Annotated in this window: 15 protein-coding genes; 2 read left to right on the top strand and 13 right to left on the bottom strand. The window is 43.0% G+C overall.

The genetic code is table 11. The features are described from left to right. Window positions 1-9: 9 nt before the first annotated feature. From opuAA to MHB83_RS06590, 11 genes are all read right to left on the bottom strand, one after another. Window positions 10-1,278, bottom strand: a complete 1,269-nt coding sequence (gene opuAA / locus MHB83_RS06640; RefSeq protein ID WP_003216978.1) for a glycine/proline betaine ABC transporter ATP-binding protein OpuAA — start codon at window positions 1,276-1,278, stop codon at window positions 10-12. A gap of 400 nt (window positions 1,279-1,678) precedes the next feature. Then, on the bottom strand, window positions 1,679-2,773 hold the full coding sequence (locus MHB83_RS06635) for a toxic anion resistance protein (protein WP_003217200.1): 1,095 nt from the start codon (window positions 2,771-2,773) through the stop codon (window positions 1,679-1,681). Between the two features lie 14 nt (window positions 2,774-2,787). Next, window positions 2,788-4,404 carry a YceG family protein gene (locus tag MHB83_RS06630; RefSeq protein WP_050943297.1) on the bottom strand — a complete coding sequence of 539 codons (1,617 nt, stop codon included), beginning with the start codon at window positions 4,402-4,404 and terminating at the stop codon, window positions 2,788-2,790. 70 nt (window positions 4,405-4,474) lie between these two features. After that, window positions 4,475-5,290: an HAD family hydrolase gene (locus MHB83_RS06625; RefSeq protein ID WP_342496741.1), complete on the bottom strand. Its 816-nt coding sequence runs from the start codon at window positions 5,288-5,290 to the stop codon at window positions 4,475-4,477. Then, window positions 5,287-6,396, bottom strand: coding sequence for a cysteine protease StiP family protein (locus MHB83_RS06620; RefSeq protein WP_212046241.1), 1,110 nt, complete (start codon window positions 6,394-6,396; stop codon window positions 5,287-5,289). Before MHB83_RS06620 ends, MHB83_RS06625 begins: the two co-directional genes overlap by 4 nt. Next, a complete protein-coding gene (locus MHB83_RS06615) occupies window positions 6,389-7,720 on the bottom strand; it encodes a phosphoribosyltransferase family protein (protein ID WP_137055285.1) in 1,332 nt (443 codons plus the stop codon). The genes MHB83_RS06620 and MHB83_RS06615 overlap by 8 nt, the downstream gene beginning before the upstream one ends. Further along, window positions 7,710-8,900 carry an HpcH/HpaI aldolase/citrate lyase family protein gene (locus MHB83_RS06610; RefSeq protein ID WP_322000220.1) on the bottom strand — a complete coding sequence of 397 codons (1,191 nt, stop codon included), beginning with the start codon at window positions 8,898-8,900 and terminating at the stop codon, window positions 7,710-7,712. Before MHB83_RS06610 ends, MHB83_RS06615 begins: the two co-directional genes overlap by 11 nt. Window positions 8,901-8,998: 98 nt before the next feature. Further along, window positions 8,999-9,778, bottom strand: a complete 780-nt coding sequence (locus MHB83_RS06605) for a TerC family protein (RefSeq protein WP_012008834.1) — start codon at window positions 9,776-9,778, stop codon at window positions 8,999-9,001. A 137-nt stretch (window positions 9,779-9,915) separates the two neighbouring features. Next, entirely contained in the window at window positions 9,916-10,494 is a 579-nt protein-coding gene (locus MHB83_RS06600) for a TerD family protein (protein WP_003216935.1), read from the bottom strand. Between the two features lie 42 nt (window positions 10,495-10,536). Beyond that, a complete protein-coding gene (locus MHB83_RS06595) occupies window positions 10,537-11,118 on the bottom strand; it encodes a TerD family protein (protein ID WP_003217119.1) in 582 nt (193 codons plus the stop codon). Between the two features lie 20 nt (window positions 11,119-11,138). Further along, window positions 11,139-11,741: a TerD family protein gene (locus tag MHB83_RS06590; RefSeq protein WP_044139240.1), complete on the bottom strand. Its 603-nt coding sequence runs from the start codon at window positions 11,739-11,741 to the stop codon at window positions 11,139-11,141. Window positions 11,742-12,153: 412 nt separating this feature from the next. Here MHB83_RS06590 and MHB83_RS06585 point away from each other — a divergent pair, with 412 nt between their 5' ends. Both MHB83_RS06585 and MHB83_RS06580 read left to right on the top strand, forming a co-directional pair. Next, the gene (locus tag MHB83_RS06585; RefSeq protein ID WP_342496740.1) at window positions 12,154-13,146 is read left to right on the top strand and encodes an LLM class flavin-dependent oxidoreductase; all 993 of its coding nucleotides are present in this window, start codon (window positions 12,154-12,156) and stop codon (window positions 13,144-13,146) included. 219 nt (window positions 13,147-13,365) lie between these two features. Beyond that, window positions 13,366-14,406: an acyltransferase family protein gene (locus MHB83_RS06580; RefSeq protein ID WP_342496739.1), complete on the top strand. Its 1,041-nt coding sequence runs from the start codon at window positions 13,366-13,368 to the stop codon at window positions 14,404-14,406. A gap of 21 nt (window positions 14,407-14,427) precedes the next feature. Here MHB83_RS06580 and MHB83_RS06575 read toward each other — a convergent pair whose 3' ends face one another. Beyond that, window positions 14,428-15,207: a glucose 1-dehydrogenase gene (locus MHB83_RS06575; RefSeq protein WP_335365101.1), complete on the bottom strand. Its 780-nt coding sequence runs from the start codon at window positions 15,205-15,207 to the stop codon at window positions 14,428-14,430. A 119-nt stretch (window positions 15,208-15,326) separates the two neighbouring features. After that, complete coding sequence (locus tag MHB83_RS06570; protein ID WP_003217242.1) at window positions 15,327-15,755, bottom strand: cell wall hydrolase; 429 nt, start codon at window positions 15,753-15,755, stop codon at window positions 15,327-15,329. Between the last annotated feature and the right edge of the window lie 325 nt (window positions 15,756-16,080).

Here is a 16,080-nt window from a genome sequence, read left to right as displayed (position 1 = left end):
CTAAACATCTTATTCTACCTCCTGTGCAGAAGGCTCTTGTGTTTTAATTTCCTCAAGCTTGTTAGAAGACATGTTGATATACTCATCATTACCTGATAACGCACCAATTAATGCACCTCTGACCACAATACCCTTCATTCTGTTTTTCTCATCGACAACGGCAATTGGAATGTTTGCCGCATCAGACACTGCATCAAAGATTTCTGTCAAATACGTAGATTCCAATACTGTCGTGAATTCTTTATCAAGAACAGTTTCAAGCGATGCTCCCATTTCTGCCGCCTTTTTCGCTGCTTGTGCAGAAATAACACCTAATAAATGCTTTTTCTTATCAACTGCATAGATTGACGAAATTCCAAGGTTTTTCATGAGCGTGAGCGCAACACGTGCCCCTTTGTCGAGCTGGACTGTTTCTGCACGTTTCATAATATGACCAGCGGTTAATACTTTAGAAAGGTCGACATCTTCAACGAAACGTTCAACATATTCATTCGATGGGTTCATCAAAATTTCTTCTGGTGTTCCGATTTGGACGATATTCCCGTCCTTCATGAGCACAATGCGGTCGCCAATCCGAAGCGCCTCATCTAAATCATGGGTAATGAAAATGATCGTTTTTCCTACAGATGTGTGAAGCTCAAGCAATTCATCCTGCATGTCTTTACGAATTAATGGATCGAGTGCGCTGAATGCTTCATCCATTAATAAGATGTCAGGGTCATTTGCTAATGCACGTGCCAATCCAACACGCTGCTGCATCCCACCACTTAATTGGTTTGGATATTGCTCTTCAAAGCCTTCAAGTCCAACAAGCTTTAAAGATTCAAGCGCTTTTGAGTGGCGCTCTTCTTTGTCTACACCTTGTAATTCAAGACCATACTCTGTGTTCTCAAGAATGGTGCGGTGCGGGAACAATGCGAAGTTTTGGAAGACCATGCTGATCTTTTTCCGTCTGACTTCACGCAATTGATCCTTTGACATATTTGTTATCATATCCCCATCAATATATATTTCGCCGGAGGTTGGTTCGATTAACCTATTTAGCAGCCGCACAAGTGTGGACTTTCCGCTCCCTGATAGCCCCATGATGACAAATATCTCGCCGTCATACACATCAAAATTTGCTCGATTGACACCAACTGTTGCGCCGGTCTCTTTTAGGATCTCTCTTTTTGTTTTTCCTTTTTCAAGCATTTGAGTTGCTTTTTTAGCATTTTTACCGAAAATTTTAGATACATTATTTATCTTGATTTTGATATTTCTCTCTTCAGAATTCATATTTTCCCTCCAAATTAGCATCTTTATAACCGTAACATAAGCGTTATGATGCGAACAATCTTTAGAATTCGCTTATTTCTGCACAATATGTATGAATTCCATATAAGAGGTCTAGTGATTAGAGTTTATACGCCGTATTACTCGTAAATCCTATAGAATGCTTCATAAACAACATATTTTACGGGGTATTTCCTCTCATCAGACAATATTTTACTTGAAATTCCTAATTGTGCTAAAAAATAACTCAAATCCTCACCATAGCGGACTTTTTCAAACATGGGTGAACCATTCCCCTGAACAGGATTTACCCGAAAATGGTCACATAGAAACCTTTTTCATTCAAATTTTAATTAAAATATTAAAAAACTGCCTGCAACTTTAGTTACAGACAGCTTATTTTTTAGGACTCTAGTGCAGCTCGCTTAATATTATCTTGCAATTCAAGCATACGCTTTGTTCCATCTTCGCGTAATCGTTTGTTTTCTTCTTCGATCTGTTTTGTCTCTTTCATCCCTTGTACAATCGTATTAAAGGAAGATTCGATCGTTTCAATGTCGATACTTGGACGTCCAGACAATTTGGCAATCTCTACACTTTGGCTTGAGATGTTTTCAGCATTTCGTTTCAGCATTTCATTTGTTCTTCTATCCAGCTCACTCATTGAATCAGCCACAAGCTTTTGTCTTTTCGCTGTCACAGCTTGAATGATGCCATTTTTAAAGATCGGAATCGTGATAATGAACGCTGAGTTGATTTTACCGATTAGTTTCGTATTCCCACGCTGCAGCAAACGAATTTGCGGTGCTGTTTGAAGAGCCACCATCCGTGCCATATCAAGGTCATATACACGCTCTTCCAACGCTTGAATGCCGTTACGAAGTGTATCAAGCTCCATTTGTGCGAGCTGGTTTCCACTAGCTGCTTTTTCTTCATAAGAAGGAACCAATTGCTTTAATTCCTCGATTTTCATTTGACCTGCAACGACATACTTTTCAAGCTCCATATAGTATTGAATGTTATGCTCATACATTTCTTCAAGCGTCACAGTCGATTTGGTCATTTCGTCTTTATATTTACTGATCTCTACATTAATTTTTTCAATCTCTGCACCGAGCGTTTGATATTTACTGAAAATCTTTTCAATCATGCTGCCGCCGCGTTTAAAGATTTTTGACAGTAAACCACCCTTTGGCTCGTCAAAATCATTTTTATCAAAACGATCCATAATTTTTCCAAGCTGCGTCAGCATCGTTCCTGAGTCAGTGACACTAGTTGAACGCATCATCGAAAGAATACGATCAGAGAACTTAGAGATTTCAACGGCCGGCTGTTTTCCGTATTCAAGCAGCTCCAGCTGATTTTTCGCATCGATCTGTCTCGCAATATTTTGCACTTCTGGTTCATTTCGAAGCTGAACGCGAATATCGTCTGCCTTCTCAATGGAGATTTCCTCTTTATCAATTGAAATGATGTCATTTCCGTTTGTATTTGTCATAAGCTTTGATCTCCTTATCTGTTTTTAATGGATTGAAATAATTTTCTAACGATGGACGGCTCTTTAAACTCCTGGTTCATAACCATCTCATCAAGCCAATGGGTATCAAATAATTGGTCATCTATATACCGCTCAATACACTGGTATCCCGCCGGATGATACACGAAGAGATCCACACCCATTTCATTTAGAAAAATCAGGGCAGCCGCATCAGAACGAGTCAGCTCACCATTATATTCCGTATGATATAAAATCACTTTCGGTACGGTTTGTGCATAATCAAAGGTTTGAATGAGTTCAATGAGCTCCTGGCCGATATGCAGTACCTGTTTGAATAAATAAATACGGACATCTAATTCAGTCTCATTGCCTTCTTTTAATAGCTTCGGATGCTGACAGATTCGAGATATCGCCTCTGCTATCGCACGCTGCGTCCCCTCATATAGATGAGAAAACTGCCACACGTTGCTTTTCATTAATAATTCAGGTTCAATCTCTCCAGCAGACGAAAGGGCATGCTGATAATGAAATTGATAATTCGAAGACACTTCTTTCGTAAAAGGAAAATGGCGAATGGTCTTCGTCTCTTTCCATTCCATTAACGTGTGGATACGATCCCAGTATTCACGCTTGTCTCGTGTGACTCCCATCATTTTCGCAAAGAGGTTCGGAATCTGTATCGTGTCGCGGTCTGCTTGAAAATTAGGGCGGATAAAGGAGCGTTCCTTTGCAATTAAAAACAGCTCATCATACGTTGTCTTCAGCGTAATAGAATGAGGAGTATGATCTCTGAATTGCCAAGGCTTATACAGCATTGAATCTTCCGTGTGGAGCACCTCTTCAAGCTCTCTTGTCGAGCGGTACGCCACCGTTGACTTCCTCTCAGGCTTTTCAGTAGGGAACGGTTCCAGCTTTGAAGTCCCCGGATACTGATCAATAAAAGTCAGCTTTTCTTCTGGATCTAGTTCGCGGAATGAATCCTCGCCCTCTGGATGAAATAGCACAACATCACAGCCAATCAGCATGACATAGTAAAGAAAATAAAGCTGACTTTTATTCGCCTCTCCATACCAAATGACAGCCGGCATTTTTTCTTCTATATTGACTTCCTTCAGCCATGGACCTAGATGATTATTTGAAAACTTCACTACATCCAGGAGTACCCGGCGGAAATCGGGATGCTGAAATCCCCCTTCATGCAGCTGTTTGAAATGCTCAAACACCTTGATCAATGAAAGGCGGATATGCCGGTTCATCACAGGGTTTGGATGGCGTACAATCAGCTGTTCACCATCTAAGAAAGCCACAAAGCGATTCACAGATAATCCTTTTTCTTCTTGGTTAATCAAATGAATGCGTTGAAGCGCTTGAAAATGCTCCGGCTCAATATGACGATTGAGCGTTTCACTTAAAATGTGAACGCCATCTGTTTCATATAATTCATGTAAATAAATAAAATAATCGGTTGCATCATGCGGAGTTCCAAGGACCCGGGCGGCGAGACGCGGCAAGGACAATGTATGCTCGTCCTTTACATAACCGTCTCTTTCAGGGAGCGGCTTTTTCAGCACGTTTTTCCAGGCTTCCTGCTCCGCCCGTGTTTGGTTAACATTGATTTCTTTATAACTCACGCCGCTCCTTCCTTTCTCCTATATTTTCTCGAAAGCTACTACTATCATATCATTCACCCTTCTACTTCTGCTATCGAATCGAAGGCTTTTTTGCGGTCGTCATCTGGTTCATGACACAAGCGGTGATTTCATCTGCTGCTGCCATGCCAGATGCTGCTGTCGGCTCAAGCAATGGATCAAAGTCGAGCACTTCTCCATGCCTTGGGGCAAAGCCCATATCTGCCTGACGAATGAGACCTACATCTAAGAGGGAATCACCCGCACCGTATACATATTCAAGCTCCAGCCGCTCCTTTAGAAAAGCAACAGCATCCCACTTATTGAGCGGTGACGGAATAAAGTAAAGCTTCCGTCCTTGTAGAGACACCTGCCAGCCTCTCTCCTCGCCCCACTGCTTCAATTCAGCAAGTGGAATGCGAGACAGATACTCATCTTTCATAATCAAATAAAGAAATCTTCCCTCTGCTGTCCGGGTACGCTTCACCCATGCGGCAACTGGAAGTTCGGAGATGGCTCTTAGCATCTCTCTGACTGACATACACGCTTTGAGCCTCTCATCAACGATGACCTGCCAATTCTCAAGCGGCTTGCCGTGATGAAGGATACAGCCCCCATTTGTCGTGATGGCATACTCCGGTTTGAGCTCTTGCTGAAAGAAGGTGATCCGTTCATACTGAGCGGTCGTTCTTGTCGTCACTGGAATGAACCAGCCTAACTGATGAATCATCTGCAAAGACTTCTTCGTTTCAACCGACATATAGGAAAGCGGACGTTCATCCAGCATCTCAACTAAATCATAATCTCCTTCATACTCATACTGTTCCAGCACTCGGTGTGAGTAAATCAGTGTCCGGTCTAAATCGCTGGCAAACGCACTTGTCTTCATGACGTCTGCTCCAGCGGACGAATGAGTCCACAGCACGTATAGGACATATTGGCATATTCAATGACAGGAACGCCTCTGTCCTCTGCCAAAAGCAAAATATGCTTTAGCTTCTCCTGAGACCCAGGCTGAATCAAGATTTTCCAAGGGATTCTTCTCAGCAGCACACGAGTCGTCTCACCAACACCCGGCTTAATCAAATGGGTGTTTTCAATTTGAAACTCCTGACCGATCGCTTCAATGGACGCCATCCCTCGCCAATCCGCAGGCATTCCGTGCGTGAGGATGGTTTCTGCTTTCTCTTCTACATTCGGTTCGAGGCTAGAAAATGCTTCTTCGATTGTATCCACATACAGATTGGATACATCCTCTTCAAGCAGCTCTTCATAATATTTTGCCCCATGGAAATCATCGGCATTGATCCAGCGGTTGTTTAGTACGGTACGACTAACAAGTCCAGATACAGTCGAATTCAGGCAAGCACTTGGAATGAGAAAGTCCTCTCTCGTTCCGTAGACATGTGTACAATAGCCAGGATCAGCGAGTACAGCTAGTTCACTAGAAAGACGAATACCGTACTTTCTTTCAAAATCAATCACCGCTTTTTGGAGCTCTCTCGAAATCGCACCTTTTCCGGTCCATCCATCAATAAAGGCAATCTCATAGCCCGGATGTTCCTTGAGCATATAATGCAGCGCATTCTCATCTATTCCTCGATCACGAATAATCGAGATGCTGTAATGAGGCAGTTCAAGACCATATGTCTTTCGAATATATCGTTTGATAAGTACCCCGATCGGCGTTCCCGCTCTAGCCAAACTGCAAAGCACCGTTTGGAAGCCTCGCTTTTTCACAATCTGTTCTGCTACAACAGCTACTGCTTCTGCTACCTTCTCCTTACTTTCTTTCAGAGATTCATAGAATAAATCCATATAAGATTCCGTTGGTTTATATTCAATCGGCAGCATTTCTGAATAATGCGCACCACTCTGAATCGAACGTTCCCGCTCCTCTGTACTTTTCTCCATCTCAATGGATGATAAATCTTTGAGTAAGAAGGTTACATCCTGCTCTGGATAGCTTCCCATCTTTGTATACACATTAGCCATTCACCTTCACCTCGTCTGATAAAGTCACAATATGCACATGCTTCACATGCCGCTCGGCAAATAAATGAACAAGCGGAAGCAATGCCTCCTGAGAAACTTTTTTCTCAAAGAAGAGAAATACATCATCGTATTGACCTTTTGGTATGTTGTACACGTAATGCTGGATTCGAGCATCCTCTGGACTCACAAAGGTGAACCCGTTTTGAACAGCGTATCCATCCTTTTCAACGGGATGAATTGGGCTTCTCGTCGTTGAATGAAAGAGAACACCTTCTCCCATATGTGCAGCCACTCTCATCGGCACATACATCAGCTCACCTGTTCCTAAACAAAGTGTCTGTTTTCCTTTGCGCTCCTGCTTTAGTTGAAGCCCAGCCTCTGCAGCTGCTTGGTCGATGACTGCCGTATCTGCTGCGTTTAAACCAAAACGACCCGTTTCATGTATATATGGCGAATGACCAGCCGAATTGGTTGCATGAGAACGTGCATATGGCTCTTGCTGAAAGAAAGATTGAAGGGAGTGAACAGAGAGACTTGGCAGATCCTTTTGCTCAGCTATCTCATACGAATAAGCTGGTTCATCTAGCGTTTTGCCTCGAAAAACCATTTGCCCTTTTAATAAAGACAGTGAGGTGATGTGAATACCAAGCTCCTTTTCAAGCTCACACATGGCTTTCTCGTGCTCCTCTGTCCGCCAGTCTAAAATAGAAAGAATCGTGTAAGAATGCCGTGGGTGCTTTGCATGAAGGTCCCGAATGATATTGATATTCGTACGGCCTGTCGTGACTTCATCATCTACTAGCACGATGGGACGGTTTGTGCGAAGTAATGCTTCGTCTGCATAACAAAGCTGATCCGTTGCATGCGAATGCTCTTCTTCAAATACCAATGAAGGATCAAGATCCAGCAGCTGTTCACGTGTCGTATGAATGTAAGATGCTCCTTCTAATACGTCATACACACCGTGACCAAGAGCTGTGGCTGTTTCTGCAAAGCCGATCACGATCGGCTGTTTTCCTGTTGAAAGCTTCTCTTTTTTGAGCGCTTCGTAGGCTTTAGTTAATACCGTGTGGTCATCCGTCTTGAGTGCTTCTACTAAAAGCTCTTGATATGGAGACGTCTTGCCTGTTTGCTCTTTGGCATACGCCATGGCTAAAAGTCCCGAGACAAGGAGCGGTTTTACTGGATGAACAGGAATGTGCTTACCGAGCACCTTACTAACGAATAAAAAGGCTCTTTTTTTGTTCACCCTTGCAGCCATGTCAAAAAGATGCTCTTTTTCTAGCTGAAGCGCACCTTCTTTGAGAACAAGCTCAACTTCCATATGTTCCAAGATGCTCAGCGTATGCGGCTTCTGTTTCTGTGAGTATGTCGATATAGCTTCTATTTTCATGAAACACCCCGTAAATATCTGACTTCATTAAAATGTGCTCTGCCCACCGGTAATGCGGCTTCGTTTCATTCATTTTATTAGAGAAGGTACTCTTCATTACGCCAACTGTGCCGTCTGCATGTTCCAGAATGCTTAATGCATCCATATACTCTTCCTTCGTCACAACATACATGCTTTGAACCGGCTTGAGATGTGTTGGATGAATGACCGTCTTTCCATGAATGCCGTTAGCCACATCGAGTTTTGTCTCCTTGAGTAAACCTTGTACGTCATCAAATTCAGATGAAGACGATTCGCCACTCTTATGAGAAAGTGCCCGGATGAATGGCTTTTGTTCCTTTCGTGCAGGGCCAAAATGCTCCCACACCGCACCTGATACCACAAAGGAACGGCCAAAATAATTGATGATATCTGTGATCAGATCAGCAATCAAATTAATTTCATAAATGGTCGTGTCACGATCACGGCGAATCCCGTACAAACCGCAAAGATCTGTTGCCCCAATGCGAATATTCAAAATATATTCCTCGTCATTCAGCAAGATCTGCTTTAACTCTGACAACACCGTATATCTTGTTTCTTTTTCTAGTAAATCAGGTGTTTCCAAAATGGGCATCCCATAAAGTGTTGTCTGCGTTTGGGACGATGCCTGTTTCAGACTGTCCAAATAATCCTTCGCATTATGAACCGAGTACTTCGGGAACACAAAACCGGTAAGTAATTGAAGAGAGGAACCGAGCAAGTCTGCCATTTTGAGCAGCTGTTTCGGCGAACGAACGCGAATAAATATAAGAGGCAAATGTTCAGCCGTTTCAGGCGCATGCGTGACTTTCTCTTTGAGACTGGCCAGTTGTGCCACTAGATTCTGTTCAGCCATGTCCACTTCTTGATCACCGATGGCATCCTCCAAGCAAAATACAACAGAGCAAAGCGCTTCATATTTCTGCGACAGCAGCATATCTGCTATATCTTGTCTTGTCGCAGGCATATACAAAGTAGCACCTAATGCATGCGCAAGTACATGCCTCGGTGTCAGTGAATGCATCGCCTCCGGCCGCTTGAAAAAAAGATCGTGCTGCCTCGCCTCTGATAAAAAACGAAAATACCGCATGCTGTGCCACCTCCTGTTGTTTAGAGAAAATCAATAACCTGATGATTCAAAAAAGATGGAGCCGCTAGTCAACTCCATTCCTTTTTGATCGTCCTATTCTATTCTTCTTTTGAAGCCGCAGCTTCGTTTGTCACATCTTGATGTTTCTTCTTATTGATTTTATGAACAATAAACGTTCCGATAAACGCTAGAATAATAATCGCAAAGAATGCAAGATGCGGAATTTCAATATGTGCAGCACTTAAGCCCATTTTGATAGCAATAATCCCGATGAGAATAAACGCGGTATTCTCAAGCTCTGGGATACGGTCAATGAGGACAAGGAATAACTGTGCCACTGTACGCATCATGAGAATGCCAAGCATTCCGCCTAATAGAAGAATCCATACTTCCTCAGATACAGCGAATGCCGCAAGAATACTGTCCACCGAGAAGGCAAGGTCCATAATTTCCACAGAAATAACGGTTGCCCAGAACACGCCAAATACGCGAATCATCCAGCCTTCTTTTTTCAATTCCTTCGCTTCGTCATCGCCGTCACCTAACCAGAAGTGCTTAATGACAAGCCATGCTAAATATGCAGCTCCGAGAACCTTAATCCACCAGAACTTAATAAGCAGCATCCCCACGCCAATGAATAGAAAACGGAAGAAATAAGCGCCAATTAATCCGTAGGTTAATGCCTTTTTACGCTGCTTTTCTGGTAAATGTTTCACCATGACAGCTAATACAAGTGCGTTATCTGCTGATAACAATCCTTCAAGCACAACAAGGGTCCCAATGAGCCCCCAAGAGACAGGGTTTGTTAATACCTCTGCCCACATATGCCAATCAAAAAACGAGGCATACGTGTCCAACATATGTTTCAAAATGTCCAACTGGTTTTCCTCCTATAAGTGTAGAAGCATCAGCAGGCTTTCGCCTGCTGTTATTCTTGATCGCTGTTTCTTTCTCACTTTGGAAAAGGCCCTCATATGAGTCATTGGCAGCGCCTCTTGAATTTTGTTTCTCTCGTTTATACTTCTAACCCATAATTTTGACAAAGAGCTGCAAGTCCGCCAGAGAATCCGCTTCCGATGGCGTTAAACTTCCAATCGCTTTCGTGTCGGTACAATTCACATACCACAACAGCTGTTTCGATTGAGAAGTCTTCCCCTAAATCAAAGCGAATCAATTCTTCCCCGCCCTCTTCATTTACAACACGAACAAACGCATTTGAGACTTGTCCAAAATTCTGGCTGCGCGTCTCTGCATCATGAATCGTCACTGTAATTCCGATACGATCAATGTTAGCAGGAATTTTTGAGAAATCAACGAGAATTTGCTCGTCATCTCCATCTCCTTCACCCGTCCGGTTATCACCTGTATGAGTGACACTGCCGCTTGGGTGCTGAAGGTTATTATAGAAAACAAAGTCTGTGTCTTGCTGACAACGATTGTTTGCATCCACTAAGAATGCCGAAGCGTCCAAATCAAATTCGGCTCCGCCAGAATATTTATTCGTATCCCAGCCAAGACCGATCATCACTTTCGTCAGTCCTGGGTTGGTTTTTGTTAAATCGACACGTTGTCCTTTTGAAAGCTGAATCGCCATATTCGTATCTCTCCTGTCTCCTGAAAATATGAAAACGGGTCGTTACCCGATATCTAAACCGAAGTCTGTTGCAATGCGGGCAAGTCCGCCTTGATAGCCCGATCCAACAGCCGAGAATTTCCATTCTCCGCCATGACGGTATAATTCACCTACAATAATCGCTGTTTCAATTGAAAAGTCCTCCGCCAAATCATAGCGAATGAGCTCTTCATTTGATGCTGCATTTAAAATGCGCACATATGCGTTCGTGACTTGTCCGAAATTTTGACTACGCGCTTCTGCATCATGAATCGTGATGACAAATGAAATCTTCTCAATACTCGCTGGTACAGCTGATAAGTCGATGTTGACCTGCTCGTCATCTCCGTCGCCTTCACCAGTGCGGTTATCGCCTGTATGAACGACACTGCCGCCACCGCCAGTTGTTTGATTGTAAAAGACAAAATCAGATGGTGAGCTTGCCTTACCTGCCGCATCTAAAAGAAATACACTTGCGTCTAGATCAAAGTCTTGTCCGCCGTCATACTTATTGACATCCCAGCCAAGACCAACGACCACTTTTGTTAAACCTGGATTTGTTTTTGTTAAATCAATTTTTTGACCTTTCGCTAAAGAAATTCCCACTAGGAACCTCTCCCTTCTAATTAAATGTAGTTTCTCGTAATATCGGCAAGCTTCGCATCATTTGTACCGTCCCCAACAGCCGCAAACTTCCACTCATTCTCGTGACGATAAAGCTCACCGACGATTAATGATGTTTTCCCTGCATACTCATCTTTTAAATTATACTTCACTAATTCTTGATTGTTTGAACGATCCACGATGCGAATGTACGCATTTTGAATCATACCAAAGTGTTGATTTCTTCTTAGTGCATCATAGATGTTCACAACAAACACCAATTTATTCACATTGCCCGGCACCTTGCTCAAGTTGACGAGGACTTGTTCATCATCTCCGTCTCCTTCACCAGTCAGGTTGTCACCTGTATGCTCGACACTGCCGCATTTGCTTTTCAAGTTGCCAAAATAAATCAAATCTTTATTTTCCGTAAACTTATCATTTTTCAGCATGAGCACTGAAGCATCACAATCAATATCAGCGCCGCCTCCGCCGCCAAACAGCTTTCCTAAAAATCCGCCGCCTTGTGATACAGGGTCCCAGCCAAGTCCAACTAGGATATTCGTTAGTCCTGCCTTCCCTTTTGTTAAATCAATACGTTGACCTTTTTCTAATGTAATCGCCAAATCAATCACTCCTCCAGCATAATAAAAATCTATTTATTAAGCGATGGACCCTATTAAAATCATCATACATGAAAATTCGACAAAATTCATGAAATGACATTGGAGCCTCTTACTCTTTTTTCTATTTACTAGTATATACGATCTACGTTCAAGATAGGTTTCAAACAGATGATATTTTTTTAACGAAAGATCCATGTTGAAAATGGTTCATGTCGTAAATGAAGTGTTTCATGTGAAACATTGTCGAAAATTCTTGTCCACAGCTCTTGCTGATAAATAGCGTATTGATGTGGTTTCATATGTTGATATAGAAAAGATAAAGCATGAGATCAAAGGATAAACCCTTTCGTTTCCTTCCATCCGTGGATTTCTTTATACTTATATCCAACGTATTATCGAAAGGATGTTGATGATGCCATCACTTCACATATTAGATCAAGTCGCTATTCCCAAAGGTCAGACAGCGCAAGAGACATTGATTCACACAACGCAGCTGGCTCAGCTTGCGGAAACGCTTGGGTATGAGCGTTATTGGTTTGCTGAACACCACAGCACAAGAGGGCTCGCTAGTACAGCACCTGAAATATTAATGGCACATATTGCTGCTCATACATCGACCTTACGTACCGGGTCTGGCGGCATTTTACTTCCGCAGTACAGCCCCTTGAAAGTAGCAGAGGTCACGCGGCAGCTTGAGGCTCTGTATCCTGGACGAATTGAAATCGGTGTCGGTAAATCTCCGGGCGGGATTGAAAGGACGAGACTTGCTTTGACAGACGGCGTGCATAAAGACCTGTCTCAGTTTGACCGCCAGCTGAAGGATCTTCTATTTTACTTATCAGACAGCCTGCCTTCTGGGCACCCGCATGCAGGGGTCAAGGCTTCTCCGCTTGTTGATGCTCGTCCGCCAGTTTGGCTGCTTGGTCTAGGAGAAAATAGCGCCATGCAGGCAGCGGAACTTGGGATCAACTATATTTTTGGTCACTTTATCCACCCTGCACGTGGCAAACAAGCATTTGAGACGTATCGGTTTCACTTTTCTCCATCTGTCTTTTCCACACAGCCGCACGCAATGTTTGCCGTGTTTGTCATTTGTGGTGAAACCGATGAAGAGGCCGAACGGATCGCCACCAGTACAGATTTATGGCTGCTGCGTGTTGAAAAAGGACTAGACAGCCGCGTACCTTCTATAGAAGAAGCCAGTACCTATCACTACACCTCGCAGGAAAAGAAAAAAGTGTTACTAAACCGCCAGCGGATGATCGTCGGCTCAAAGGCAACGGTGAAAGAGCAATTACTTAGCTTGATGGACCGCTATCAAACGGATGACATCATGATTTTAAACAATTCATTTGATCCGATCGAAAAACAGCGCTCCTTCAAACGAATTGCCGAATTATTTTGAAGACAAAGGGCTGAAATAAAATCATTTTAGCCCTTTGTCAACGATCTGAAATGTGAAATGTAACATCAAGATGTCAAAATCCTTCCGCCTGTCATCTGATCGCAAATGTGTCTTCTAATCGTTAGCGAACTGTAAACGCATAAGGCGTGTACCTTTTATATAGTAGAGGTACATATGAAAGACACGTTTACGACGCTAGAAGGAAGGAGATGACAGGCCATGAATAAGAGACTCGAATGGGTCGATGCAGCTAAGGGGATTGGTATTCTGCTCGTAGTCATGGCACATGTGCCCATTCTAGATCCGCTCAAGCAATTCATTTACTCTTTTCATATGCCGCTTTTCTTTTTACTATCAGGCATGATGTTTCGATCATCCTCACGCCCTGCTCTGTCATTTATTCAGAAGAAAGCCAAGAGCTTACTCTTGCCCTATCTCTATTTCTCCATCATTACGTATGTTTTCTGGTTCACCGTTACTCGTTTTTTTGCCTTTAAGGGACAAACGGATATTGACCCTTTCGTTCCGTTTACAGGTATTTTTATATCCAATGCAGATGAAGCTAGACTCACGCATAACCCAGCCATCTGGTTTTTAACGACGCTCTTTTTAGTGGAAATGATCTTTTTCTTTATGCACCGTCTGACAAAAGGGAAACCTGCTGTCTTGATTTTACTGACCGTCCTTTGCGGAGGTGCTGGATATGCCTCAACCTTGCTTTTAGACCAAAGTCTGCCGTGGAATGCCAATGTCGCCTTGACGGCTGTTGTGTTTTATTCAATCGGATTTTTGGCAAAGCAATGGTTTGTGGAATTAAAAACAGACCCAACCCTTCTTCTATGTACAGGCCTGCTTGTACTGACGGCTTACATGCAAAGCTTTAATTCACGGATCGATATGCGCGTGAATGACTATGGTGATCTCTTTCTTTTCTATGCATGTGCACTGCTCGGTTCAGCTGCCGTGATTTATTTAAGTTTCAAATTCAAGTCGTCCCCAATTTTGACGTATCTCGGACGAAATTCCATTGTCATTCTTGTCTTGCAGTTTGCCGGCATCGATATCATGAAAGCATTTGTTTATTATGGACTTGGCATCAATATTGCAGATACAGCGCAGCTCTCTTGGACTCTCTTTTACACGATTGGGACATTGCTGCTTATGGTGCCGTGTATCTCCTTCCTGAGCAAGTACCCGATGCTGCTCGGCAAACCAGCCAAAGCCGCACACCGCTACGAACAAAAAACATCCGCCGGCTAATTGGGCGGATGTTTTTTTGGATTAATCATTGATTTGAGAAGGGTAAAGCGTCATTCCTCCATCTACAAATAAAGTGGTGCCTGTGATATACGAAGCTTCCTTAGATACGAGGAATGCAGCAGCGGACCCAATCTCCTTCGGTTCGCCAAATGCTCTCATCGGAATCTTTTCAAGCTGCTTTTGTTTTTTCTGTTCATCCTGCAAATCATCATTTGATTCGGTCGCCATTGTACCTGGTGCAATTGCATTGATCCGAATCCCTGCTTCTGCATAATCAAGAGCCAGCGTTTTTGTCATCATGTTCATTCCGCCTTTGGAAGTGGAATAGTGAACATTGAACGGGCGCGGTATTTCCTGATGGACACTGGATATATTTAAAATAGACCCTTTGATGTCATGCTCCATCATATAGGCAATTGCGACCTTTGCCCCTAAAAAGGCGCCTGTGATATTGACATCAATGACTTTTTGCCATTGCTTGAGCGTCATCTCATGCGGCATCGCTTCTTCACCATTAAAGCCTGAATTATTGACGAACACATCGACTGTTCCGAAATGCTCCAGTGCTGTATCCATGATGGATTGAATTCCTTCCTCTTTGGAGACATCTGCGTGTACTTTCACCGCCCTACCTCCGCGCTGCTGAATGGCTTGGACCGTTTCTTCAGCACCCTCTTCATCACCTTTATAGTTCACAACCACATTCATCTGCTCTTGTCCAAATCGTAATGCGATGGCTTGTCCGATTCCTTTTGAAGAACCTGTGACAATGGCTGTTTTCCCTTTTAAATCTTGATACATCTGTATTTCCTCCTATCACGTGCTTCATCTTGTTGATACACAATGGTTACCCATTTTGAAAAAAAGAAAAACACAATCCTCTACAATCGTTGACTAAGAGGATTGTGCTGTTCATCAAGCTAAAAGGTGTTATAGACATTTTCACAAGTTTCAGCGGTTGGCTGATAAAAGCAATGAGACTTATACCTTGCCACAAACGGCTGATTGTACCATGTCGGTGGACAATTACCAGGCGGCTTAAAATACCAAAGGCTGAATTTTGCTGGCCAAAATCGTTCTCCGTTAATATTCCTCCGTGCAAGTGTTTTTTCTGTTTCTCGTGCTCGTTGATAAAAATAACCATGCGTGACTGCTTCAAATGCATGCTCCTGATAAATCATTTGTGGAATCGTACGCAGCCCTTTAAAGTCAGAGCAGTTGGCACGCAACCGGTTGATGCCCACATTCCCTACAAGCAGCATCCCTTGCTTCCCTTCACCTTCTGCCTCCGCTCTCAGCAGTCTGGCCATGAGATCAATATCAGAGCTTGTCGCTCTTACCACTGCCATACATCCACCTCCATTCGTTTCTCTTTTATTTTATGTAGGGTTTCTGTGTAGATGACTGCCATTTTGAAGGGAAAAGACACATTCCGTGTCGAGAGCCTGTCTAAACACCTCAACATTTTGCTGGACATGTGTCTCTCTGCCAACAACACACAAACCTAGTGATCATGCACATTACAGGAAAAAATATTCATTACTATAGACTCACTTACAAGTCATAAAAATCCTTCTAATTGCGACACCAGCATCAAAAACAGTCATTTGAACCTATTCAACAATCCGACTCAAAACCTTAAAATATAAAATATTGAGTTTTTACAGGAGACAT

Source organism: Bacillus sp. FSL K6-3149, from assembly GCF_038630515.1.
Taxonomy (GTDB): Bacteria; Bacillota; Bacilli; order Bacillales; family Bacillaceae; genus Bacillus; species Bacillus pumilus.
Note: the sequence above shows the minus strand (reverse complement) of the source record. Positions and strands in the feature narration are given on the sequence as shown.

Coding starts and splice junctions, on each gene's coding strand:
- MHB83_RS06585 (WP_342496740.1), top strand. CDS start 12,154: ATGCCATCACTTCACATATTAGATCAAGTCGCTATTCCCAAAGGTCAG.
- MHB83_RS06625 (WP_342496741.1), bottom strand. CDS start 5,290: ATGAAGACAAGTGCGTTTGCCAGCGATTTAGACCGGACACTGATTTAC.
- MHB83_RS06575 (WP_335365101.1), bottom strand. CDS start 15,207: ATGTATCAAGATTTAAAAGGGAAAACAGCCATTGTCACAGGTTCTTCA.
- MHB83_RS06580 (WP_342496739.1), top strand. CDS start 13,366: ATGAATAAGAGACTCGAATGGGTCGATGCAGCTAAGGGGATTGGTATT.
- MHB83_RS06635 (WP_003217200.1), bottom strand. CDS start 2,773: ATGACAAATACAAACGGAAATGACATCATTTCAATTGATAAAGAGGAA.
- MHB83_RS06615 (WP_137055285.1), bottom strand. CDS start 7,720: ATGGAAGTTGAGCTTGTTCTCAAAGAAGGTGCGCTTCAGCTAGAAAAA.
- opuAA (WP_003216978.1), bottom strand. CDS start 1,278: ATGAATTCTGAAGAGAGAAATATCAAAATCAAGATAAATAATGTATCT.
- MHB83_RS06610 (WP_322000220.1), bottom strand. CDS start 8,900: ATGCGGTATTTTCGTTTTTTATCAGAGGCGAGGCAGCACGATCTTTTT.
- MHB83_RS06570 (WP_003217242.1), bottom strand. CDS start 15,755: ATGGCAGTGGTAAGAGCGACAAGCTCTGATATTGATCTCATGGCCAGA.
- MHB83_RS06620 (WP_212046241.1), bottom strand. CDS start 6,396: ATGGCTAATGTGTATACAAAGATGGGAAGCTATCCAGAGCAGGATGTA.
- MHB83_RS06600 (WP_003216935.1), bottom strand. CDS start 10,494: ATGGCGATTCAGCTTTCAAAAGGACAACGTGTCGATTTAACAAAAACC.